The sequence below is a fragment of the Parahoeflea alexandrii genome, from assembly GCF_027214025.1.
In the GTDB taxonomy this organism is placed as follows: Bacteria; Pseudomonadota; Alphaproteobacteria; order Rhizobiales; family Rhizobiaceae; genus Hoeflea; species Hoeflea alexandrii_A.
Genome location: NZ_JAPWHB010000003.1, coordinates 173,846 through 196,508, shown reverse-complemented (window position 1 = coordinate 196,508; position 22,663 = coordinate 173,846). Strand labels below are relative to the sequence as shown.

Here is a 22,663-nt window from a genome sequence, read left to right as displayed (position 1 = left end):
ACCGTGGTTCGAGAAGTGAATACGATGAATAACGAGATGTAAAGTCTCATTTTTTGCATTTTGAGGTAATTCTGGTTGGAATTTGATTTTGTCATCGTCGGAGCAGGCTCAGCCGGTTGTGTCCTCGCCAACCGGCTTTCGGCCGATCCATCGGTCTCGGTGGCATTGATCGAGGCCGGCGGCCGCGATGTGTCGCCGTGGATCCATGTGCCGGTCGGCTACTTCAAGACCATCAAGGATCCGGCGCTCAACTGGATGTACCGGACCGAGGCCGACGATGGCCTCAACGGGCGGCAGCTCAACTGGCCGCGCGGCAAGACGCTGGGCGGGTCAAGCTCGATCAACGGCCTGCTCTATGTCCGCGGCCAGCCGCAGGATTATGATCGCTGGCGGCAGATGGGGAACGTCGGATGGGGCTGGGATGACCTGCTCCCCTTGTTCAGGCGCAGCGAATCCTGGGACGGCAAGGCCGATGCCCTGCGCGGCGACCGCGGCGAACTTTCGGTCTCCCGTTCCCGCCAGTCCTGGCAGGTTGTCGATGCATGGGTCGAGGCAGCCAAGGCGGCCGGCTTTGCCTTCAACCCAGATTACAACGGCGAAAGCCAGGAAGGCGTGGGTTATTTCCAGCTCACGGCGCGCAACGGCCTGCGATGCAGTTCAGCCAAGGCATTCCTCAAACCAGCGAGATCCAGGCCGAACCTCACCGTCCTGACCCATGTCCTGGTCGAGAATGTCGAACTCGAAGGGTCCCGGGCTGTGGCCGTGCGCGGCCGCCGCCACGGCTCGCCGGTCCGGATCGTAGCACGCTCGGAGATCATCCTGTCGGCCGGAGCCATCGGCTCGCCGCAGATCCTGATGCTGTCGGGCATCGGCGAGCCGGATCATCTCACCGATCACGGAATTGCGCTCAGGCATGCGCTGCCGGGGGTAGGCCAGAACCTGCAGGACCATCTTCAGGCCCGCCCGGTCTACCGCTGCACCGCACCGACCATCAACACCCGCACCCGCGGCCTGTTCAACCAGGCCAGGATTGGGCTCGAATATCTCGCCAGCCGCTCCGGGCCACTGACGCTGGCCGCAAGCCTCGGCACCGGATTTCTCAAGACCAGGCCCGATCTCGACACGCCCGACATCCAGTTTCACATCCAGCCCTTCAGCGCCAACAACCCCACCACCGACACCGACGATTTCGATGCCTTCACCGCCTCCGTTCTGCAGTTGAGGCCGGAAAGCACCGGCGAAATCAGGCTGCGCTCGGCCCGCGCCGAGGACCATCCGCTGATCCATCCCAATTATCTGGCGACGCCGTTGGACCAGCAGACCATCGTCGAAGGCATCCGCATGGCCCGCCGCATCTGCCGGCAGGCGCCGGTGGCCGGCCTGATCACCGAGGAGCACGCACCGGGGCGGCGGGTTCCCGACGAGGATTTCGACGGCCTGCTCGACTGGGCCCGCAACACCGCAACGACGATTTATCATCCGACCGGTACCTGCAAGATGGGACAGGACGGGATGGCGGTGGTCGACGAGCGGCTTCGCGTCCGCGGCATTGACCGACTGCGGGTCGCCGATGCCTCGATCATGCCGGTGATCGTGTCGGGCAACACCAATGCGCCGGTAATCATGATTGGAGAAAAGGCATCGGACATGATCCGGGAGGACATGCGCGCATGAGCAGGATTGCCACCACAAACACGGAGGCAAGAGGCTGATGCTGCAGCAGGTCTTCGATTTGGGCGCGATCGTGCTCGCCGATCTGGTGCTGTCGGGCGACAATGCCCTGATCATCGGCATGGCGGCTGCATCGCTGTCGCCGGAACTGCGCAAGCGGGCCATCCTGTTCGGCATCATCGTCGCCGCCACTCTCAGGATCATCTTCGCGCTGGTCGCCACCAAGCTGCTCGGCGTGCCGGGGCTCCTGTTTCTCGGCGCGTTGCTGCTCTTCTGGGTCTGCTGGCGGCTTTACGGCGAAATCCGCGACAACATCGACCGGGAGGCCGCCTCGGCACTGGAATCCGCCGAGCACGGCGACGAGGGCTATACGGGCCCGGCCCGCAAGACGCTGTTCCAGGCGCTGGTCTCCATCACCGTCGCCGATCTGTCGATGTCGATCGACAATGTGCTGGCAGTCGCCGCCATCGCCGATGGCAACACCGAGATGCTGGTGTTCGGTCTCGGGCTGGCAATCCTGCTGATGGCCTTCGCCGCCACGCTGATCATGAAGATCCTGACCCGGTATCCGGCCATTTCCTGGCTTGGGCTGGCGGTGCTGATCTATGTCGCCGGCGACATGTTCTATCGCGGCATCGTCGATCCGGCGACCGGCCTCCTGACAATGCTCGGATGGGGCCTGTCATGAACCGGACCAACCGCCCACACCTTTTCCAATGCTGTTCGGGAAGCCTTCGCCGAACACGTCCGTCTGTCGCACAATCGAAGGCAAGACATGAAACGGGAGGAGAACCCCATGTCGAGACTAACCAAGCTTACCAAGGGTGTTGCAGCTGTCGCACTGTTGGCGGCCACGTCGTTGTTCGGCGTGTCGGCCGATGCGGCGACGAAGATCCGGGTGCAGTCGGTCATCCCCAATACCGCTGACGAAGTCGTCATGCTTCAGGATTTCGCCGAGGACGTCAAAGCCCTGACCGATGGCGAGGTCGAGTTCGAAATCCTGCCCGCCGGCGCAGTCGTCGGCGTCCAGGAAATTCTCGATGCCGTCGACGCCGGCCTGATCGACGGCGGTTTCGCCTGGACCCACTACTGGTCCGGCAAGCATCCCGCCGCCATGTTGTTCGGCTCGCCCGTCGCCGGTGCCGGCATCGGCATCGACAACATCGCCTTCATGTCCTGGTACCTCAATGCCGGCGGCAAGGAGCTCTACGACCAGCTCTGGAAGGAAATGGGCGTCAACGTGAAGGGCTTCATGCTGCAGCCGGTCGGTCCGGAAGCGCTCGGCTGGTTCAAGGAACCGATCGACACCATGGCCGATTTCCGCAAGTACCGCTTCCGCACGCCTCCGGGCATCCCCGGACAGACCTACAAGGACATCGGCGTGGCTTCCGTCGCGATGGGCGGCGGCGACATCCTGCCGGCGCTGGAAAAAGGCACCATCGACGCGGCCGAATGGTGCTGTCCCAAGCCCGACTCGGTGTTCGGCTTCCAGAAGGTACTCAAGCATTACTACCTTCAGGGTCTGCACCAGGTGGTGGTCAATGCCGACCTCTACATCAATGGCGATGTCTACAAGTCGCTGACGCCGTTGCAGCAGAAGGCCATCGAGGTGGCTGCAAACGCTTCGCTGATGAAGGCCATGGCCTACCGAATCAACGAGAACGGCAAGGCGCTCGACAAGCTGATCAACGAGGACGGCGTCATCCTGCATGACACCCCGGCGGAATATTTCACCGAGTACATGGCCGCCGCCAACGCAGCCCTTGAGAAGAATGCCGCGGAAAACGCCTTCTTCAAGCAGGTCTGGGACAGCCAGAAGGCCTTTGCCAAGACCGCGGTGCCCTATTGGGCCCAGGCCCAGCGCACCAACGCCAACCTGGGCGCGGCCTACGCCGAAACGCTCAAGAAGCAGTAGTCCAGAAAAAGCTGATGATCCGTCCGGCTTTCCGGCCGGGCGGATCGACAAAACCCTGCGGGGGCAGGGGAAAACTGGCGGAGGAGGACGTCATGGCCGGCAATGAAACAGACGATACGATCCCGATCGGCGACGAATTGCTCGCAGAACGGCGCGGCGGACCGGGGACGCGCATGCCCGATGACATGCACCCGGCAGCGCGCACCGTCATCCATGGCATCGACACGGTGTCCGAATGGGTCGGCCGCGTCATCGCACTTCTGGTCGTGCCGATCATGTTCGCCATGGTCTACGAGGTGATCGCCCGCAAGTTCTTCGTCGCGCCCACGCTCTGGGCCTTCGACGTCTCGCGCATGCTCTACGGCATTTCTTTCATGCTGGGCGCCGGATACGCGCTGATGCACGGCCTGCATATCCGGGCCGACTTCATCTATCGCAATTTCGAGGTCAGGACCCAGGGCCGTGTCGATCTCGTCCTCTACATATTCCTTTTCATGCCGGCGATGCTCTTCCTGCTCAAGGCCGGCTACGATTTCGCCGTCAAATCCGTGATCCAGGGCGAACGCGCCGGTGACAGCACCTGGGCGCCGGTCGTCTGGCCGGTCAAGGTTTCGCTCGCCATAGGCGTGGCTCTGCTGCTCGTTCAGGGCGTCTCCGAGATCCTGAAATCCTGGTATGCGGCGACCCGCGGAAGGTGGCCGTCATGAGCTTCTTCGAGGTCGCGCCCGAGATCATCGGGTTCTTCATGATCGGGGCGATGCTGTTCGCCATCTTCATCGGTTTTCCGATTTCCTTCACGCTGATCTTTCTTGGCATCGTTTTCGGCGCCTGGGGCTTCGGTCTCAAGCTCACGGTCTTCCTCATGACCCTGCAGTTCTACGGCTCGATGATGGAGCAGACGCTGGCCGCCGTGCCGCTGTTCGTCTTCATGGGCTTCATGATGGAGCAGGCCGGCCTGATGGAGCGATTGTTCAAGGCGGTGCAATTGATGCTGGCCCGGATGACCGGCTCGCTTTTCGTCGCTGTCCTCTTCGTCTCCGTCATTTTCGGCGCTGCCACCGGCATCGTCGGCGCCTCGGTGACCATCCTCGGCATCATGGCGGCGAAGACCATGAGCGAATCCGGCTACGATGTGCGCCTTGCCGCAGGAACCATCACCGCCGGCGGCACGCTTGGCATCCTCATTCCGCCATCGATCATGCTCGTGGTCATGGGCCCGGTGCTGGAGGTTCCGGTCACCGATCTGTTCGCCGGCGCCATTCTGCCCGGCATCATGATGGCTGTGCTGTATCTGGTCTACGCGCTCGGCCGCTGCTGGCTCAATCCCAAACTCGGCCCACCGCTGCGCGAAGACCAGATCCCCGACGACCGCAGCCACGTCTGGCGTGAGTTCGCTCTCGGTCTGGTGCCGCCGACAATCCTGATTGCCTTCGCCATGGGCTCGATCCTGTTCGGCTGGGCGACGCCCACCGAAGGGGCGGGCATGGGCGCGCTTGGCTCGGTGCTGCTCACCATCGGCTATCGCAAATTCACCTGGAAGCGCACCTATGACGCGCTGCTCAAGACCCTCGAGATCTCCGTCCTGATCCTGTTTCTGGTCGCGGCCTCCAACTTCTTTGGTGCCGTCTTCTCTCGGCTTGGCACGCCCGGCCTGATCACCGACTGGCTGCTGGCGCTCGACCTGTCGCCAAGCCTGATTATCATCATGGTTCTGGCCATGGTGTTCATTCTGGGCTGGCCGCTCGAATGGGTGCCGATCGTGCTGATCATCCTGCCGATCTTGCAGCCGGTGCTGGTCGAGATGAACGTCAACATGACCTGGTTTGCCATCCTGGTCGCCGTCTGCCTGCAGACGGCCTGGCTCAGTCCGCCGGTGGCGCTGTCGGCCTACTTCCTCAAGGGGGTGGCGCCGGACTGGGACCTGAAAGACATCTACTACGGCATGATGCAGTTCATGACAGTGCAGATCTTCGGCCTGATCCTGGTGTTTATCTTCCCGTGGCTGGCGCTGTGGCTGCCGGGTTATCTCTATGGAAACTGAAAGTGTTTCGCCGGACCACGGCGTCAAACCGATCTGGCGTTGCGAAGCCGTCAAACTGGCACTAGAGCGGATCGGGCCAGTTGTGGTTTCTAGCCCTCAACAAGGAGGATTGTCCCATGCCCAAAATGACCACCGAAGAAGCCTTCGTCAAAGTGCTGCAGATGCACGGAATCGAACATGCGTTCGGCATCATCGGTTCGGCCATGATGCCGGTATCGGATCTGTTTCCGAAAGCCGGGATCACCTTCTGGGATTGCGCCCACGAAACCAATGCCGGCCTGATGTGCGACGGCTACATCCGCACCACCGGCAAGATGGCCATGGCCATCGCCCAGAACGGCCCCGGCGTCACCGGTTTCGTCACGCCAGTCAAGACCGCCTACTGGAACCACACGCCGATGCTGTTGATCACGCCGCAGGCGGCCAACAAGACCATCGGCCAGGGCGGCTTCCAGGAAATGGAACAGATGCGGCTGTTTGCCGATTGCGTCTGCTACCAGGAAGAGGTTCGCGACCCCTCCCGCATTCCCGAAGTGCTCAACCGGGTGATCATGAAGGCCTGGCGCGGCTCCGCCCCGGCGCAGATGAACATCCCGCGCGACATGTGGACCCAGGTCATCGACGTCGAACTGCCGCAGATGGTGCGTTTCGAGCGTCCGGCCGGCGGCGAGGAAGCCATCGCCAGGGCTGCCGAGCTTCTGTCGAAAGCCCGCTTCCCGGTCATCCTGTCCGGTGCCGGCGTGGTGCTGTCCGGCGCGATTCCCGATCTCGCCAAGCTGGCCGAGCGGCTCGATGCCCCGGTCTGCTCGAATTACCAGCACAATGACAGCTTTCCGGGTTCCCATCCGCTCGCTGTCGGCCCGCTCGGCTACAACGGCTCCAAGGCCGCCATGGAACTGATCGCCAAGGCCGATGTCGTGCTGGCGCTCGGTACCCGCCTCAATCCGTTCTCCACCCTGCCTGGCTACGGCATCGACTACTGGCCGAAGAACGCCGACGTCATCCAGGTCGACATCAACGCCGACCGCATCGGCCTGACCAAGAAGGTCACCGTCGGCATCGAGGGCGATGCCACCAAGGTGGCGCGCGCCATCCTCGCGCAACTCTCCGATGATGCCGGCGACGCCGGCCGCGAGGACCGCCGCAACCTGGTCTCCCTGACCAAGTCCCGCTGGGCCCAGGAACTGTCGTCGCTCGATCACGAGGATGACGATCCGGGCACGGTCTGGAACGAGGAATCGCGCCAGCGCGACGCCGATCTGATGTCGCCACGCCAGGCTTGGCGCGCCATTCAGTCCGCCCTTCCCAAGGATGCGATCATCTCGTCCGACATCGGCAACAACTGCGCCATCGGCAACGCCTATCCGACCTTCGAGCAGGGCCGCAAATATCTTGCGCCCGGTCTGTTCGGCCCCTGCGGCTACGGCTTCCCGTCGATCCTTGGCGCCAAGGTCGGCCAGCCGGATGTTCCGGTGGTCGGTTTTGCCGGCGACGGCGCCTTCGGCATTTCCATGAACGAGATGACCGCCTGCGGTCGCGACAACTGGCCGGCGATCACCATGGTGATCTTCCGCAACTACCAGTGGGGCGCGGAAAAGCGCAACACCACGCTCTGGTACGACAACAACTTCGTCGGCACCGAACTCGACCGCGACACCTCCTATGCCAAGATCGCCGAAGCCTGCGGCGCTCGCGGCGTCGTGGTCAAGGACCAGCAGGGCCTGACCGAGGAACTCGCCAAGGCCGTCGAACGGCAGATGAAGAACGGCGAGACCACCTTCATCGAGGTGCTGCTCAACCAGGAACTGGGTGAACCGTTCCGCCGCGACGCCATGAAGAAGCCCGTCGTGGTCGCGGGCATCAACCGCGAGGACATGCGTCCGCAGCAGGGTGCCGTCTGAGCCTCTAACTTCGCGATCTGAGATAGTTGGAAAGGCCACCCTCGCGGTGGCCTTTTCATTTTGCCCCGAAGGACTCGATCGTGTCGGCGATGATGTCGATGCCGGGAGGAATGCGGGCGCTGTCGATCGAGGAATAGGCGATGCGGAAATTGTGCTTTCCGTCCTCGGGATTCTCGAAGAAGAAATGTCCCGGCTCAAGCAGTACGCCCCTTTGCCTGACAGCCAGAGAGAGATCGCGTGCATCGATATGATCGGGCGTTTTCATCCAGAAGCTTGAACCGCCGGAGACATCAGACCCGGCAACATGCAGTCCGCGCCGGTCGATGGCTTCCTGCATGACGTCGCGCCGGCGGCGGTAGGTCTGGCCCATGCGCGCCACCAGCGCATCGAAATGGCCAAGCGACAGGAAGTTCGCCACCGTGCGCTGCAGATGCCCCGGCGGGTGCCGGACAACCACCATCCGCAACGCCCGCGCTTCGCGGATAAAGGTCTCCGAGCCGACCATGTAGCCAAGCCGCAGGCCCGGAAACAGCGATTTGGAGAACGAGCCGACATAGATCACCCGGCCTTCCTCATCCAGCGACTTGAGCGCCGGCGCCGGCGGGTTGAGAAAGGACATTTCGAATTCGTAGTCATCCTCGACGATCACGAAGTCCTTTTGTGACGCCATCTCCAGCAGTTTCTGGCGCCGTTCGAGCGGCATCGTCACGCTGGTCGGGCAATGATGGCTCGGCGTGGTGAACACCACGTCGGTCCCGTCCGGAAGCGCATCGAGTCGCATTCCGGCATGATCGACCGGCACGCTAACCACATTGCAGCGGGCCAGGTTGAGCGCCACCCGCAGGCCCGGATAGCCCGGATTCTCCATCACCGCCGTGCGCCGCTGGTTGAGCAGCACCTGGGCTGCGAGCCACAAGGCGTTCTGTCCGCCCACGGTGATCAGGATCTGTTCCGGCTTGGCCTGGATACCGCGCCGGGGCAGGGTGTTGAGCGCGATGTACTTGACCAGTTCGGGATCATCCCGCTCGTAGCTGTCGGCGGTGACGGTGGAGAACTCCCGCTTGCCGAGCGCCTGCAGCGCGCATTGCCGCCAGTTGCTGTGATCGAAGATCTTCTCGTCCGCCTGCCCGTAGATGAACGGGTAGGGGTAGCTGCGCCAGTCGACCGGCTTTTCCACCAGCACCTGGCCGGTGTAGCGCTGGCCGATGGCCCGGTTCCAGTCCACCGCGTCGGTGACCACGCCTTTCGGGGCGTCGAAGCGGGTACGCTGCGGAGCTGTCGGCGAGACGTAGTATCCCGAGCGGCCCTTGGCGATCAGGTAGTCGTCGGACACCAGTTCGCTGTAGGCCAGCGTCACGGTGATCCGGCTGATCCCCAGATGGGTCGCCAGCTTGCGGCTGGAGGGAAGCTTTGCGCCAGGAATGAAGCGGCCGGACAGGACGCCCTCGCTGATCATTCTCTGGATTTTCTGTTGCAGTGTTCCCTCGAATTTCGGGTCGAGAAAAAACGTGTCTATCGGAATCGACATTCGATCGCCCAGCCGGTTTTTGCCAGCATATCGACAGACTTAGCCAAGCGGAAGGGGCGGGTGCACGATTGTCCCGCCCTTCCCTCGATCATGATTTTCCGCCACCGTGGCGAGGTTATGCAAACACCCGCGTCAGCGCCTGGTCGACGCTGTCGGTGATCCGGTCGATATCGTCCGCGGTGGCGATTAGCGCCGGGCTGAAGCACAGCGTGTTGTTGAAGCCCGGCAGCGACCGGTTGGTCGCCCCGATAATCACGCCCTGGGCCATGCAGTCGGCCACCACGGCTTGAACCCGTTTCTCGTCCATCGGCTCGCGCGAGGCCCGGTCGCTCACGAGTTCCGCGCCGAGGAACAGGCCCTTGCCGCGCACGTCGCCGATGACAGTGTGCTTGTCCTGCAGCGCGCGCAGATTGTTGATCATCCGTTCGCCCATTGCCTCGGTATTGGCGATCAGGTTCTCGTCCTCGATGATCCGCATGTTCTCAAGCGCCGCAGCCGGTCCGGCGGCGCATCCGCCGAAGGTCGAGATATCGCGGAAATAGGACATCGGGTCGGACGCATCGTCCTTGAACTGCTCGAACACGGCTTCGGTGGTCACCGTGCAGGAAATCGCCGCATAGCCGGAGGCCACGCCCTTGGCCATGGTGACGAAATCGGGCTTGATCCCGTAGTGCTGGTAGCCGAACCAGGCGCCGGTGCGGCCGACGCCGCAAACGACCTCGTCGATATGCAGCAGGATATCGTACTTCTTGCAGATCTCCTGAACGCGCTCCCAGTAGCCCGGCGGCGGGGTGATCACGCCGCCGCCCGCGGTGATCGGTTCGAGGCAGAGCCCGCCGACGGTATCCGGCCCTTCGCGCAGGATCACCTCCTCGATCGCGTTGGCGGCGGCAAGACCGTAGCTTTCCGCATCCGGATACTGGCTGCGGTACTCGAGGCAATGCGGCACCATGACGAAGCCCGGCGCCATCGGCCCGTACTGCTCGGCCCGCTGCGGCTGGCCGCCGGCCGACAGGGTGGCGAGCGTCGTGCCGTGATAGTCGCGGTCCCTGTAAAGGATCTTGTACTTGCGGCCGCCATGATGCCGGTGCGAGATCTGCCGGATCATCTTGAAGGCCTTCTCGTTGGCCTCCGATCCCGAGTTCGAATAGTAGACCCGGCTCATCCCCGGCATTTTCTCGATTAGCTTCTGCGCGAACAGCGCCCCCGGTATCGACCCGGCGCTGTTGGCGAAATAGTTCATCTTGACCAGCTGGTCGCGCACCGCGTTGGCGATGCTTTCGCGCCCGTAGCCGACATTGACCGTCCATACGCCGCCCGAAACGGCGTCGAGATGTTCCTTTCCGGTCGCATCCCAGACCCGCATGCCGCGGCCTTCGACCATGATCCGCGGATCGATGGTTTCAAACGGCTTGTGCTGGATCAGGTGATGCCAGACATGGGCACGATCGGCCTCGATAACCGCCTGGATGTCGTTGGTCTGGATAGGCAGGTTCATGAGCGGTCACTCCCGGGAAAATGGTGATGGCCGGTTGTCCGGCACGAAAACCATCGCCGAAGTCCTCGGCAAGAGAATAGGGCCAGAGGGTCGTTTGCCATATGGCCAGAAAAAGCCGAACAAAACCAATGGCCTGCATCGCGAAAATCAAACTGGTACAATGCTCGCGGACAAATTGGCGCTATGGCTTTCAACACCGACTTGATCGACTTGGCCCTGTTGGCGCAAGATGACTGCAAAAGAACGCCAAGAAAACGGGAACGGCGCCGGAGACCGCAGGATCACCCGGCAATGAATTGCAATCGAAAGGCTGGCGTCATGCCGGCCCGGACAGGGAGCATCACATGAAAGCTGCATCAAGAATTTCCGCATTGCTGGCCGGCATCGCCATGGTCGCCACTGCATCGGTCGCCAAGGCCGAAGAAATCACGGTTGCCTACTTCCTGGAGTGGCCGATGCCGTTCCAGTACGCCAAGGTCAAGGGTCTGTACGACGAGGCCCTGGGCATGAAGGTCAACTGGAAATCGTTTGATGCCGGAACCGCCATGTCGGCGGCGATGGCCTCGGGCGATGTCCAGATTTCGGTGAGCCAGGGCGTGCCGCCCTTCGTGGTGGCGACATCCGCCGGGCAGGACCTCCAGGTCGCCGACATCGCCGTGGTCTACAACGACAACGACAACTGCGTGGTCAAGACCGCGCTCGAGATCGACAAGAACAGCGCCAAGGAACTCGAAGGCAAGAAGGTCGGCGTGCCGATCGGCACCGCCGCGCATTACGGCTTCCTCAAGCAGATGGAGCATTTCGGGGTCGACGTCTCGACCATGGAAGTGGTCGACATGGCTCCGCCGGACGGTGCTGCCGCATTCGCGCAGGGCAGCCTCGACATGTTCTGCGGTTGGGGCGGTTCGCTGCGCCGCGCAATGGAACACGGCAACGTGCTGCTGACTGGCGCCGAAAAGGACGAGATCGGCATTTCGGTCTATGACGTCACTTCGGTTCCGGCCTCGTTTGCTGCGGAGCAGTCTGAGGTTCTCGCCAAGTTCCTCAAGGTGACAGCCGACATGAACGCCAAGTGGCTGACCGATTCGGCGGAAATGCTGCCGGTCATCGCCAAGGACGCCGGCATGAGCGAAGCCGATGCGGTCGACACGCTGAAGGGTTTCCAGTTCCCCACCGTCGAGGCGCAGCTTTCCGACAAGTGGCTCGGCAAGGCCACCCCGGAATTCCTCAAGGGCGTGGGTGACTTCTTCAAGGAACAGGGCAACATCCCGGCCTCGCGCGACACCTATGACGGCGCGGTCAACACCGGTCCGCTCGCAGCCGCGGCCAAGATGTAAGCCAGGAAGACGATGGCGAGCGGCCGGATCTATCCGGCCGCTCGTTCACGGCACACTGTTCCCCAAGATTGGAGTAGCCATGGGCGACCTGGTTATCGATACCCTCTCCATGCGGTTCGATCTGCCCAATGGCAGCTCGGTGCAGGCGCTGAAGAATGTCTCGCTCAAGCTGGCCAAGGGTGAACTGCTCGCAGTCCTTGGACCTTCAGGCTGCGGCAAGACCACGCTCCTCAACATCGTTGCCGGATTTCTCGCCCCGACCGACGGTCAGGTGACGCTCAACGGCAGGAAGGTGACCGGACCCGGGCCGGAGCGCGGCATGGTGTTTCAGCAGGGCGCGCTGTTTGAGTGGATGAATGTCCGCCGGAACATTTCCTTCGGTCCGGACATGGCGGGCAGGCCGGCATCCGAAACCCGGCCCATCGTCGACAATCTGCTGCGTACGGTCGGACTGCAGGACTTCGGCGAGAAGATGATCTACGAGTTGTCCGGCGGCATGCAGCAGCGCGTTGCACTGGCCCGCTGCCTCGCCAACGATCCCGATGTCATCCTGATGGACGAGCCGCTGGGCGCGCTTGATGCGCTGACTCGCGAGAAGATGCAGGGCCTTGTGCTCAAGCTCTGGAAGGAAACCGGCAAGACCATCATCCTCATCACCCACTCGGTGGAAGAGGCGCTGCTGCTGGGTGAACGGCTGCTGGTGATGGCGCCGCGGCCCGGCCGCATCCACAAGGAGTATCGTCTGCCGTTTGCCGAAATGGGCGTCGGCCGCGATCTGCGCCTGGTCAAGAAGGAGCCGGAATTCGGCCAGCGCCGGGAAGAGATCCTCGGCATGATCTGGGACATGGAAGAGGAAATCATGGGCCGGCAGGAGGAAACCGCATGATTGTCTTCCTGCTCTATCTGGTCATCTTTGGCCTCGCTTACGTCGCCTACCGGTTCTGGGAGCGTTCCCGCCACCACATTCACGATTTCGCCAGCCTGAAGACGGTGACCTTCGGCGATGAAAGCGCCGTTTCGCCGAACCGGTTCGCCTCGGTGGTGTCGATCATCGCGCTGTTTGCGATCTGGGGGGCGTTCACCGGATCGGTGATCACCCCGCTGCATGTTCCCGGCCCGTTCGTCGGCGATACCAGCTTCACCTATACCGCCCGCAACGCCGCAGGCGAAACCGACGATGCTGTGGCGCATCTGCGGGTCTACCGCGTCGGCGAAGACGTGCCGCTTCCCGAGGTGTCCGACAAGCCACACGCCTTCGCGGTCGACGACGCGGTCAAGATCGGCGCCTGGAGATCGGTTCTCAGCCGGCTCAACGAAAATGACATCGGCGGCGATGATCCCGGCTACAGCCTGATCGCCATTGACGGGCAGCCGATCGCGCCCGGTGAAACCGTGCGTTTCTCCGATGGCGAGATCACCATGACCAACAAGGGCAGCCTGTCGATCAAGCCTGACAAGGGCTGGCAGATGGAGCCGATCTGGCTGCCGGCGCCGGAAGCCGTTCTCAGCCGGCTGGGAGAGATCGCCAGCCAGGGCTACAAGAACTTTTCGCTCTGGGAGCATCTGGGCTATTCGCTCGGCCGGGTCATCGCGGGCTTCGTCATCGGTTCGATCATCGGCATTCCGCTCGGATACGCCATGGGCCTGTCCAACTGGTTCCGCGGCTGGTTCGATCCGATCGTCGAATTCATGCGCCCGGTGCCGCCCTTAGCGCTGATTCCGCTGATCATCATCTGGTTCGGCATCGGTGAGGAAGGCAAGGTCATCCTCCTGTTCCTGGCAGCACTCTGGATCATGACCATCGCTGCCCGCGCCGGCGTGTCCGGGGTGCGCATCTCCAAGGTGCACGCGGCCTATTCGCTCGGCGCCTCGAAATGGCAGATTTTGCGGCACGTGATCGTGCCCAACTCGCTGCCCGAGATATTCACCGGCGCACGCGTCGCCATGGGCGTGTGCTGGGGCACGGTGGTGGCCGCCGAACTGGTGGCCGCCGATCGCGGCGCCGGCATGATGATCGTCAACGCCTCGAAGTTCCAGCTTACCGACATCGTCATCCTCGGCATAATCCTGATCGGCATCATCGGCTACGGCATCGATATCCTGATGCGCATGGCCGAGAAATGGCTTGTCCCCTGGAAGGGCCGCGGCTGATCCGGTCGCGATGCCTGGAATGAAAAACGCCGCCGCTCCGGAAGGGGCGGCGGCGTTTGCTTGTTGGGAGCAATGACTGCTCAGATGTCGAGATTGGCCACCGACAGTGCATTGTCCTGGATGAATTCGCGCCGTGGCTCGACCTCGTCGCCCATCAGCCGTGAGAACAGGCTGTCGGCGTCGACCGCGTCGTTGACCCGGACCTGCAGCAGCGAACGGGCATGCGGGTCGAGCGTCGTTTCCCACAATTGTTCGGCGTTCATTTCGCCCAGACCCTTGTAGCGCTGCAGCGTCAGGCCCTTGCGGCCCACCGCAAACACCGCCTGCAGCAACTCCCGGGGCCCGGAAATCTGGGTGCCGCCTTCCTTGCGCCGCAGGATCGGCGGCTCGGTGTAGACGTCGCGCAGCTTGGCGTTCATCTGGTCGATCATCCGCGCATCCTGGCTGCCGATGAGGCCGGAATCGAGATACACCGATTCCTTGACGCCGCGGACCACGCGTTCGAAACGGAATCCGCCGCTTTCGGTGTTTTCGCCCGTCCATCCCCGCTCCGATTCCTCGGAGATCATGTCGAGCCGCCGCGCGACTTCCGCCACCATGGCCGCCGACGTGGCAGGATCGGTGATCCGCTCCGGATTGAAGGCGCCGGCAATGGCCGCCTGCTCGACAACCGAATGGTCGTAGCGCGAATGCAGGCCTTCGAGCAGCGCCCGCATTCTCAGCGCATCGGTGATGGTATCCCTCAGGTCGGCCCCGGTGCGGACCTCGCCGGTTGACAGTTCCAGCGCCGCTTCGTCGAGCCCGCTCGCAACGAGATAGTCCTCCATCGCCTTCTCGTCCTTGAGATACTGGCCGGACTTGCCGCGCGACACCTTGTAGAGCGGCGGCTGGGCGATATAGAGGTGCCCGCGCTCGATCAGTTCCGGCATCTGCCGGAAGAAGAAGGTCAGGAGCAGGGTGCGAATGTGAGCGCCGTCGACATCGGCGTCCGTCATGATGATGATCTTGTGGTATCTGAGCTTGTCGGCGTTGAACTCGTCCTTGCCGATGCCGGTTCCCAGCGCCGTGATCAGCGTGCCGATTTCCTGGCTCGACAGCATCTTGTCGAACCGCGCCCGCTCGACATTGAGGATCTTGCCCCGAAGCGGCAGGATCGCCTGGTTCTCGCGCGAACGTCCCTGTTTCGCCGATCCGCCGGCCGAATCGCCCTCCACCAGGAACAGTTCCGACTTGGCCGGATCCTTCTCCGAACAATCGGCAAGCTTGCCGGGCAGCGACGATATGTCGAGCGCGCCCTTGCGCCGGGTCAATTCGCGCGCCTTGCGCGCCGCTTCGCGGGCGGCGGCGGCTTCGATCACCTTGCCGACCAGCACCTTGGATTCCGCCGGATGTTCTTCCAGCCAGGCGCTGAGCGTCGAGTTGACCAGGTTTTCGACCACCGGGCGGACTTCCGACGAGACCAGCTTGTCCTTGGTCTGCGAGGAGAATTTCGGATCCGGAACCTTCACCGACAAGACCGCGGTCAGGCCTTCGCGGCAATCATCGCCGGTGAGCGACACCTTTTCCTTCTTGGTCATGCCGGAACTGTCGGCGTAGGACACCATCTGTCGGGTCAGTGCCGCGCGGAACCCCGCCATGTGGGTGCCGCCGTCGCGCTGCGGAATGTTGTTGGTGAAGCACAGCACGTTCTCGTGGTAGCTGTCGTTCCACCACATCGCGAGTTCGACGGTGATCCCGTCCTTTTCGCCCAAGAGCGTCACCGGATCATTGACCAGCGGCTTCTTCGAGCGGTCGAGATAGCGCACGAAGGCTTCCAGTCCGCCTTCATAGAACAGTTCCAGTTCCTTGATGTCGGAATGACGCCGGTCGGCCAGCAGGATGCGGACGCCGGAATTCAGGAACGCCAGTTCCCGCAGCCGGTGTTCGAGCGTTCCGAAATCGAAATCGATCATCGTGAAGGTTTCGCTGCTTGGCATGAAGGTCACTTCGGTGCCGGTCTCGTCGCCGCAATCGCCGAGAACCTGCAGCGGCGCATCGGCAACGCCATGCGTGAAGCGGATTTCGTGGATCTTGCCCTTGCGCCGGACGACGAGCTTCAGCCAGACCGAAAGCGCGTTGACCACGGAGACGCCGACACCGTGCAGACCGCCGGACACCTTGTAGGAGTTCTGGTCGAACTTGCCGCCGGCATGCAGCTGCGTCATGATCACTTCGGCCGCCGAAATGCCTTCGCCGCTGTGAATATCGGTCGGAATGCCGCGGCCATTGTCGGTCACCGTCACGGATCCGTCCGGATTGAGCGTAACGGTGACGCGGTCGGCGTGACCTGCCAGCGCCTCGTCGATGGCATTGTCCACCACCTCGTAGACCATGTGATGCAGGCCGGAACCGTCATCGGTGTCGCCGATATACATGCCCGGCCGCTTGCGCACGGCATCCAGGCCCTTGAGAACCTTGATCGATTCGGCGCCGTATTCGGCCTCCACGGTCGGGTTTGTCTCAGGCGTATCGTTCATTATGCGAGTCTTTCAGTCCAGAGCGGCGATGCCGGGCGGAAAAAGTAGGGAAAGCGGCAACGAATCACCGCGTAGACGAGCTTTCAGTATAGGCGGGCGGCTGTTGAAAACCAAATCCGCGCCGCCATGGAATTGTGGGTTTTGGAATGCATATATGGGGATGAACGCGCCGGAACCCAATGACGGCAAGCGCGGTGCCCCATGCGGCTGTCTTGGCGCCGGCGTTTGGCGCAGCTGCCGCTGCACAAAGGAAGCCTGATGACTAAGACTTACACCCCGTTCGTGCCGCCGGCACCGGTTCCAAGAACAACCCCGCCTTCACGCTTCGAGATCATCCGCACGGTCATGCGCAACCCGCTTGAACTGTGGGGCGAGCCGTCCTTCCGGCTGGACTGGCTCAAGACCAGGTTCTTCAACGAGCGGACGTTGATCGTCAATCATCCGGGGCTGGTGCGCCACGTGCTGGTCGACAATGCGCAGAACTACAAGATGGCGACCATCCGGCAGCTGGTCTTGCGTCCCATTCTGCGCGACGGCCTGCTGACGGCGGAGGGCGAAACCTGGAAGCGCTCGCGAAAGGCGATGGCTCCCGTGTTCACGCCGCGCCATGCGCGGGGATTTGCGGAGCAGATGCTTGATCAATCCCGCGCCTTCACCGGGCGCTATGAAATCGCCGCCGAGAGGGGCGAGGTGCGCGACATTGCCGTCGACATGACCGAGCTAACCTTCGACATTCTCTCGGCCACGCTGTTTTCAGGCCAGGTAGCCGGCACCGAAGCCGAGTTTGCCGGCGACATCGACCGGCTGTTGTCGACCATGGGCCGGGTGGATCCGATGGACCTGCTGAAAGCGCCCTCCTGGGTGCCGCGCATCCGCCGCATGCTCGGCAAGCCGGTTCTTGCCAAGTTCCGTGCCATTGTCGAAGAGACCATGACCAGGCGGCAGGACATGATGCGCGCCGATCCGCAGTCGGTGCCGGAGGATTTCCTCACGCTTCTGATCCGCCTGCAAGGCCCAGATGGCCTGACCTTTGACGAGATCGAGGACAACATCATCACCTTCATCGGCGCCGGTCATGAAACCACCGCGCGGGCGCTCGGCTGGACGCTCTATTGCCTGGCCAATTCGCCATCCGACCGCGAGAAGGTCGAGGCGGAGATCGACGAGGTGCTGGCCCGCGAACCCGATCCGGTCAAGTGGCTTGATGCGATGCCCTGGACACGGGCGGCCTTCGAGGAGGCGATGCGGCTCTATCCTCCGGCCCCCTCGATCAACCGTGCCGCGATTGCCGACGACAGCTGGGACAATGGCAAGGGCGAAACCGTCACGATTGAAGCCGGCACCACGATCCTGGTAATGCCGTGGACGCTGCACCGGCATACGAAATTGTGGGACCGGCCGGGAGCCTTTATCCCGTCGCGCTTCCTGCCCGCGAACCGGGTCAGCATCGATCGCTATCAGTATCTTCCCTTCGGTGTCGGCCCACGCATCTGCATAGGCGCAACCTTCGCGCTGCAGGAGGCGGTGATCGCGCTCGGCGTGCTGTTGAAGGATTACCGCTTCGATTGCACCGAAAAAACCAGGCCCTGGCCGGTGCAGAAACTCACCACCCAGCCTGAAGGCGGCCTGCCGATGCGGATCAGCCGCCGGTAACGCACGGGCCAGCCGTCAGGCCGGATCGGATCGCGACTTTTGCTGGCGTGGGAAGTGGTGGCATCCCGCCCAAAACCGCTTTATGTGGATTGCATGCTTCCATCCGGCCCGGGATGCGCGAATGGAGCTTTCAAATGGACCGCACATCATGACATCTGCACTTTTTCTCGGCATCGACACCGGCGGCACCTACACCGACGCTGTTCTCTACAGCGAGACCGAAGGGGTTCTGGCTTCGGCTAAATCGTTGACCACCCGTCATGATCTTGCCGTCGGTGTCTCCGGCGCTGTTGAAACCGTCCTGTCCGAGATCGGCGGCGCCGTTTCGCGGATCCGGCTGGTCTCGCTGTCGACCACGCTCGCCACCAATGCGCTGGTTGAAGGCCAGGGCGGGCGCGCAGGACTTGTGATGATCGGTTTCGGACCGCAGGATCTGGCGCGCGACGGGCTGGCGGAAGCCCTGGGCACGGATCCGGTGATCTATCTGTCCGGCGGGCACAATGTTCACGGCAACGAGACGCCGCTCGATCTCGCCCCTCTCGAAGCGCAGATTGAAGCCTTGAGCGAGGAAGTCTCGGCGGTGGCGATTGCCGGATATTTCGCCGTTCGCAATCCCGCCCACGAGATCGCAGTGCGCGATCTGGTACGACGCCGAACATCCTTGCCGGTCACCTGCAGCCATGATCTGTCTTCCCGGCTTGGCGGCCCGCGCCGGGCCTTGACGACACTCTTGAACGCCCGGCTGATCTCGATGGTGGCCCGCCTGATCGACGCCACCAGCGGCTATCTTGCAAGCCGCGGCATTGAGGCGCCGTTGATGGTGGTGCGCGGCGACGGCGCACTGATTTCAGCTGCCGAAGCGCTGATACGGCCGATCGAAACCATTCTGTCCGGCCCGGCAGCAAGTCTCGTCGGCGCCCGGCATCTGACCGGGCTCGACAATGCCGTCGTCTCCGACATCGGCGGCACCACCACCGATGTCGCGGTGCTCGACGGCGGCCACCCGCGTCTTGACGGCGAAGGCGCCACCGTCGGCCGCTACCGGACCATGGTCGAGGCAGTGGCCATGCACACCTTCGGGCTTGGCGGCGATTCCGAGCTGCGGCTGGAGGAGGGCGGCTTCGAGGCGGGGCTGACCCTTGGGCCACGCCGCTTGATGCCGTTGAGCCTCGCGGCCCATCTCTGGCCGGAGCCGGTACTCGCCGGTCTCGAGCGCCAGTCGCAGGCCGGCTTCCCCGGTCGTTATGACGGCCGGTTTGCTCTGCGCACCGGCCTGCCGAAGGCTCTGGCCGCAGGCCTTACACCCCAGGAAGCCTCGCTTTATGAGCGAATCACGCTCGAGCCGCAGCCGCTTGACGCGGTGCTGACCTCCACCTCCCAGCGCGCCACCCTCGATCGGCTGGTGGCGCGTGGACTGGTGTTGATATCCGGCTTCACGCCGTCCGACGCGATGCATGTGCTGGGCCGTCAGGACCAGTGGAACGCCGAGGCCGCGCGCCTTGGCGCCGAGGTGTTTTGCCGCCGCAAGGCCGGTTCGGGCCGCCCGGTTGCGGATTCGCCGGCGGAACTTGCCGAAAGGGTCTCCGCGCGCCTGACCCGCCAGAGCGCCGAGGCGGTGCTGACCGCGCTGATGGCGGATGAGGGCATCACCGGAATAGACGTGGCAAAGTCGGCCTTCATCGATCGCGCGCTGACCCGGGCACCGGGCCTGATCCGCTTCGGCATCAGGCCGGACCGGCCTCTGGTGGCGCTCGGAGCTTCGGCATCGGTGCATTACCCCGCTGTCGCCGACATGCTCGATATCGAGAGTTTCGTGCCGGTTCATGCCGGCGTCGCCAATGCGGTGGGCGCCGTGGTGGGCCAGGTGCGCGAGACGGTGACCGTGTTCGTGACCGAACCCGACGAGGGCCGCTACGCGGTCAATGGGGCGGGCGAGCATCAGCTGTTCAAGGACCGAACCGAAGCTTTTGCCCGGGCGCGCGATCTGGCGGGCACCGAAGCGCGCCTGGCTGCGATCCGCAGTGGCGCGGATCATCCCGTGGTCGAACTCAGCGATCATATCGACATGCCGGTGATCGAGGGTCTGGAAAAGCTTGTCGAAGCCCGTTTCATTGCCACGGCATCCGGACGCCCGCGCATAGCTGCAGGTTGATTTGTTCCAATTTGGAAAAAATCATTTGCACTATCGATGAATTGACAGGCAATGAGCCGCCCGGCAGGGTCGGTCAAGAGTCTGGATGCGTGGGATTGCGTCCGCAATACGGAGAGTCAAAGTGACAAGAATCGAAAAGAATGGCCTGAAAATCAGCGCCGACCTGCACGACTTCATCGTCAATGAAGCGATGCCGGGCACCGGTGTGGAAGCTGACGGGTTTTTTGAGGCGTTTGGCCAGGCCGTTTCCGATCTGGCGCCGAAAAACCGCGCGCTCCTCGCCAAGCGCGACGCGCTGCAGGAAAAGATCGACGCCTGGTACCGTGAAAACGGCGCGCCCGTAGACATGGCGGTCTACAAGGATTTCCTGACCTCGATCGGCTATCTGCTGCCCGAAGGCGGCCCGGTGCAGGTCTCGACCGAGAACGTCGATCCCGAGATCGCCCTGATCGCCGGTCCGCAGCTCGTCGTTCCGGTGATGAACGCCCGCTTCGCCCTCAACGCCGCCAACGCGCGCTGGGGTTCGCTCTACGACGCGCTCTACGGCACCGATGCGCTGGGCGACCTGCCCAAGCCCGGCGGCTATGATGAGGAGCGCGGCGACCGCGTCATCGCCTGGGCCAAGGCGTTCCTCGATGACAGCGTGCCGCTTAAGGGCGCCAACTGGGCCGACGTCACCGGCTTCGATTTTGAGAGCGGGACATTGAGGATCAGCACCGCCGGCGGCGAGACGACGCTTGCCGACGAGGCTCAGTACACTGGTTTCAAGCGTGAAAACGAAAGCGCTTACCGGCTCTATTTCCAGAAGAACGGCCTTCACTCGCTGGTCTTTGTCGATCCCGACAGCATGATCGGCAAGACCGATCCGGCGGGAATCGGCGATATCGGGCTCGAATCGGCGGTCACCGCCATCATGGACTGTGAGGACTCGATCGCCGCCGTCGACGCCGAGGACAAGACGCTGGTCTATCGCAACTGGCTCGGCCTGATGAAGGGCGACCTGGCCGAGGAAGTCCACAAGGGCGGCAAGAGCTTCATCCGCAAGCTCCATTCCGACGTTGAATTCACCACCCCGGACGGCAAGCCTGCGTCGCTGAAAGGCCGGTCGCTGATGCTGATCCGCAATGTCGGTCACCTGATGACCAACCCGGCCATCCTCGATCGTGACGGCAACGAGATCCCCGAAGGCATCATGGATGCGTTCCTCACCGCTCTCATCGCCCTGCATGACATCGGCCCGAACGGTCGCCGCGCCAATTCGGCCACTGGCTCGATGTATGTCGTCAAGCCGAAGATGCACGGCCCGGAAGAAGTGGCTTTCGCAGTCGAGATCTTCGGTCGTGTCGAAGCCGCTCTCGGCATGGCGCCCAACACCATCAAGATGGGCATCATGGACGAGGAGCGCCGCACCACCATCAACCTCAAGGAATGCATCCGCGCTGCCAGCAAGCGTGTCGTGTTCATCAACACCGGGTTCCTCGACCGCACCGGCGACGAGATCCACACCTCGATGGAAGCCGGACCGATGATCCGCAAGGGCGACATGAAGCAGGCCGCCTGGATTGCCGCCTACGAGAACTGGAATGTCGATATCGGGCTGGAATGCGGGCTTGCAGGCCACGCTCAGATCGGCAAGGGCATGTGGGCCATGCCGGACATGATGGCGGCGATGCTGGAGCAGAAGATCGGCCATCCGAAGGCCGGCGCCAACACCGCCTGGGTGCCCTCGCCAACCGCCGCAACCCTGCATGCCACGCACTACCACAAGGTCAACGTTGCTGAGGTTCAGGCCGGCTTGCGCGCCCGTGCGCGGGCGAAGCTCGACGATATCCTGTCGATCCCGGTGGCGAAGAACCCCAACTGGACGCCCGAGGAGATCCAGCGCGAAATCGACAACAATGCGCAAGGCATACTCGGCTATGTGGTGCGCTGGGTCGACCAGGGTGTCGGCTGCTCCAAGGTTCCCGATATCAACAATGTCGGCCTGATGGAGGACCGCGCAACCTTGCGCATCTCCGCCCAGCACATGGCCAACTGGCTGCACCACGATGTCATCACCCGCGATCAGGTAATCGAGACCATGAAGCGCATGGCGGTGGTCGTCGACGGCCAGAATGCCGGCGACCCGGCCTATCGTCCGATGGCGCCCGACTATGACAAGTCGGTGGCATTCCAGGCAGCCGTCGAACTGGTGCTTGAAGGCCGGTCGCAGCCCAATGGCTACACCGAACCCGTGTTGCACCGCCGCCGTCTCGAACTCAAGGCAGCCGCCGGCTGAGGCCGTTGTAAAAGGCCGACGG

Annotated in this window: 16 protein-coding genes; 13 read left to right on the top strand and 3 right to left on the bottom strand. The window is 63.0% G+C overall.

Annotation, left to right across the window (positions count from 1 at the left end):
- Positions 1-75: 75 nt before the first annotated feature.
- The 6 genes from O4H62_RS11330 to xsc all read left to right on the top strand — a co-directional run bounded on the left by O4H62_RS11330 (position 76) and on the right by xsc (position 7,528).
- Positions 76-1,674: a GMC family oxidoreductase gene (locus tag O4H62_RS11330; protein ID WP_269387860.1), complete on the top strand. Its 1,599-nt coding sequence runs from the start codon at positions 76-78 to the stop codon at positions 1,672-1,674.
- Positions 1,675-1,711: 37 nt separating this feature from the next.
- Complete coding sequence (locus O4H62_RS11325; protein WP_269387858.1) at positions 1,712-2,359, top strand: YjbE family putative metal transport protein; 648 nt, start codon at positions 1,712-1,714, stop codon at positions 2,357-2,359.
- A gap of 108 nt (positions 2,360-2,467) precedes the next feature.
- Positions 2,468-3,586: a TRAP transporter substrate-binding protein gene (locus tag O4H62_RS11320; RefSeq protein WP_269387857.1), complete on the top strand. Its 1,119-nt coding sequence runs from the start codon at positions 2,468-2,470 to the stop codon at positions 3,584-3,586.
- 92 nt (positions 3,587-3,678) lie between these two features.
- Entirely contained in the window at positions 3,679-4,293 is a 615-nt protein-coding gene (locus O4H62_RS11315; RefSeq protein ID WP_269387855.1) for a TRAP transporter small permease subunit, read from the top strand.
- Positions 4,290-5,627, top strand: a complete 1,338-nt coding sequence (locus O4H62_RS11310; protein WP_269387853.1) for a TRAP transporter large permease — start codon at positions 4,290-4,292, stop codon at positions 5,625-5,627. Before O4H62_RS11315 ends, O4H62_RS11310 begins: the two co-directional genes overlap by 4 nt.
- 116 nt (positions 5,628-5,743) lie before the next feature.
- The gene (gene xsc / locus O4H62_RS11305) at positions 5,744-7,528 is read left to right on the top strand and encodes a sulfoacetaldehyde acetyltransferase (protein ID WP_269387851.1); all 1,785 of its coding nucleotides are present in this window, start codon (positions 5,744-5,746) and stop codon (positions 7,526-7,528) included.
- Positions 7,529-7,583: 55 nt separating this feature from the next.
- Here the strand turns inward: xsc and O4H62_RS11300 are convergent, their stop codons facing one another.
- Positions 7,584-9,056, bottom strand: a complete 1,473-nt coding sequence (locus O4H62_RS11300; protein ID WP_269387849.1) for a PLP-dependent aminotransferase family protein — start codon at positions 9,054-9,056, stop codon at positions 7,584-7,586.
- A 115-nt stretch (positions 9,057-9,171) separates the two neighbouring features.
- Positions 9,172-10,554: an aspartate aminotransferase family protein gene (locus O4H62_RS11295; protein WP_269387848.1), complete on the bottom strand. Its 1,383-nt coding sequence runs from the start codon at positions 10,552-10,554 to the stop codon at positions 9,172-9,174.
- Between O4H62_RS11295 and O4H62_RS11290 the strand changes: the two genes are divergently transcribed.
- From O4H62_RS11290 to O4H62_RS11275, 4 genes are all read left to right on the top strand, one after another.
- Positions 10,553-10,759, top strand: coding sequence for a hypothetical protein (locus O4H62_RS11290; RefSeq protein WP_269387847.1), 207 nt, complete (start codon positions 10,553-10,555; stop codon positions 10,757-10,759). The two genes, O4H62_RS11295 and O4H62_RS11290, sit on opposite strands and share 2 nt — an antisense overlap.
- Before the next feature lie 139 nt (positions 10,760-10,898).
- A complete protein-coding gene (locus O4H62_RS11285; RefSeq protein ID WP_269387846.1) occupies positions 10,899-11,891 on the top strand; it encodes an ABC transporter substrate-binding protein in 993 nt (330 codons plus the stop codon).
- 79 nt (positions 11,892-11,970) lie between these two features.
- Complete coding sequence (locus tag O4H62_RS11280; RefSeq protein ID WP_269387844.1) at positions 11,971-12,777, top strand: taurine ABC transporter ATP-binding protein; 807 nt, start codon at positions 11,971-11,973, stop codon at positions 12,775-12,777.
- Positions 12,774-14,042: an ABC transporter permease gene (locus O4H62_RS11275; protein ID WP_269387842.1), complete on the top strand. Its 1,269-nt coding sequence runs from the start codon at positions 12,774-12,776 to the stop codon at positions 14,040-14,042. Before O4H62_RS11280 ends, O4H62_RS11275 begins: the two co-directional genes overlap by 4 nt.
- 80 nt (positions 14,043-14,122) lie before the next feature.
- Here O4H62_RS11275 and gyrB read toward each other — a convergent pair whose 3' ends face one another.
- Positions 14,123-16,558, bottom strand: coding sequence for a DNA topoisomerase (ATP-hydrolyzing) subunit B (gene gyrB / locus O4H62_RS11270; protein ID WP_269387840.1), 2,436 nt, complete (start codon positions 16,556-16,558; stop codon positions 14,123-14,125).
- Positions 16,559-16,816: 258 nt separating this feature from the next.
- Between gyrB and O4H62_RS11265 the strand changes: the two genes are divergently transcribed.
- The 3 genes from O4H62_RS11265 to O4H62_RS11255 all read left to right on the top strand — a co-directional run bounded on the left by O4H62_RS11265 (position 16,817) and on the right by O4H62_RS11255 (position 22,641).
- Positions 16,817-18,211 carry a cytochrome P450 gene (locus O4H62_RS11265; RefSeq protein ID WP_269387838.1) on the top strand — a complete coding sequence of 465 codons (1,395 nt, stop codon included), beginning with the start codon at positions 16,817-16,819 and terminating at the stop codon, positions 18,209-18,211.
- 148 nt (positions 18,212-18,359) lie between these two features.
- A complete protein-coding gene (locus O4H62_RS11260; protein WP_269387836.1) occupies positions 18,360-20,363 on the top strand; it encodes a hydantoinase/oxoprolinase family protein in 2,004 nt (667 codons plus the stop codon).
- Positions 20,364-20,448: 85 nt separating this feature from the next.
- Positions 20,449-22,641 (top strand): malate synthase G, encoded by a 2,193-nt coding sequence (locus tag O4H62_RS11255; RefSeq protein ID WP_430538420.1) that lies wholly within the window; start codon positions 20,449-20,451, stop codon positions 22,639-22,641.
- Positions 22,642-22,663: the final 22 nt, after the last annotated feature.

Excerpts from the sequence above, each read along its gene's own strand:
- O4H62_RS11325 (WP_269387858.1), top strand. The coding sequence starts at position 1,712 with ATGCTGCAGCAGGTCTTCGATTTGGGCGCGATCGTGCTCGCCGATCTG.
- O4H62_RS11320 (WP_269387857.1), top strand. The coding sequence starts at position 2,468 with ATGTCGAGACTAACCAAGCTTACCAAGGGTGTTGCAGCTGTCGCACTG.
- O4H62_RS11315 (WP_269387855.1), top strand. The coding sequence starts at position 3,679 with ATGGCCGGCAATGAAACAGACGATACGATCCCGATCGGCGACGAATTG.
- O4H62_RS11310 (WP_269387853.1), top strand. The coding sequence starts at position 4,290 with ATGAGCTTCTTCGAGGTCGCGCCCGAGATCATCGGGTTCTTCATGATC.
- xsc (WP_269387851.1), top strand. The coding sequence starts at position 5,744 with ATGCCCAAAATGACCACCGAAGAAGCCTTCGTCAAAGTGCTGCAGATG.
- O4H62_RS11300 (WP_269387849.1), bottom strand. The coding sequence starts at position 9,056 with ATGTCGATTCCGATAGACACGTTTTTTCTCGACCCGAAATTCGAGGGA.
- O4H62_RS11290 (WP_269387847.1), top strand. The coding sequence starts at position 10,553 with ATGAGCGGTCACTCCCGGGAAAATGGTGATGGCCGGTTGTCCGGCACG.
- O4H62_RS11295 (WP_269387848.1), bottom strand. The coding sequence starts at position 10,554 with ATGAACCTGCCTATCCAGACCAACGACATCCAGGCGGTTATCGAGGCC.
- O4H62_RS11285 (WP_269387846.1), top strand. The coding sequence starts at position 10,899 with ATGAAAGCTGCATCAAGAATTTCCGCATTGCTGGCCGGCATCGCCATG.
- O4H62_RS11280 (WP_269387844.1), top strand. The coding sequence starts at position 11,971 with ATGGGCGACCTGGTTATCGATACCCTCTCCATGCGGTTCGATCTGCCC.
- O4H62_RS11275 (WP_269387842.1), top strand. The coding sequence starts at position 12,774 with ATGATTGTCTTCCTGCTCTATCTGGTCATCTTTGGCCTCGCTTACGTC.
- gyrB (WP_269387840.1), bottom strand. The coding sequence starts at position 16,558 with ATGAACGATACGCCTGAGACAAACCCGACCGTGGAGGCCGAATACGGC.
- O4H62_RS11265 (WP_269387838.1), top strand. The coding sequence starts at position 16,817 with ATGACTAAGACTTACACCCCGTTCGTGCCGCCGGCACCGGTTCCAAGA.
- O4H62_RS11260 (WP_269387836.1), top strand. The coding sequence starts at position 18,360 with ATGACATCTGCACTTTTTCTCGGCATCGACACCGGCGGCACCTACACC.
- O4H62_RS11255 (WP_430538420.1), top strand. The coding sequence starts at position 20,449 with ATGCGTGGGATTGCGTCCGCAATACGGAGAGTCAAAGTGACAAGAATC.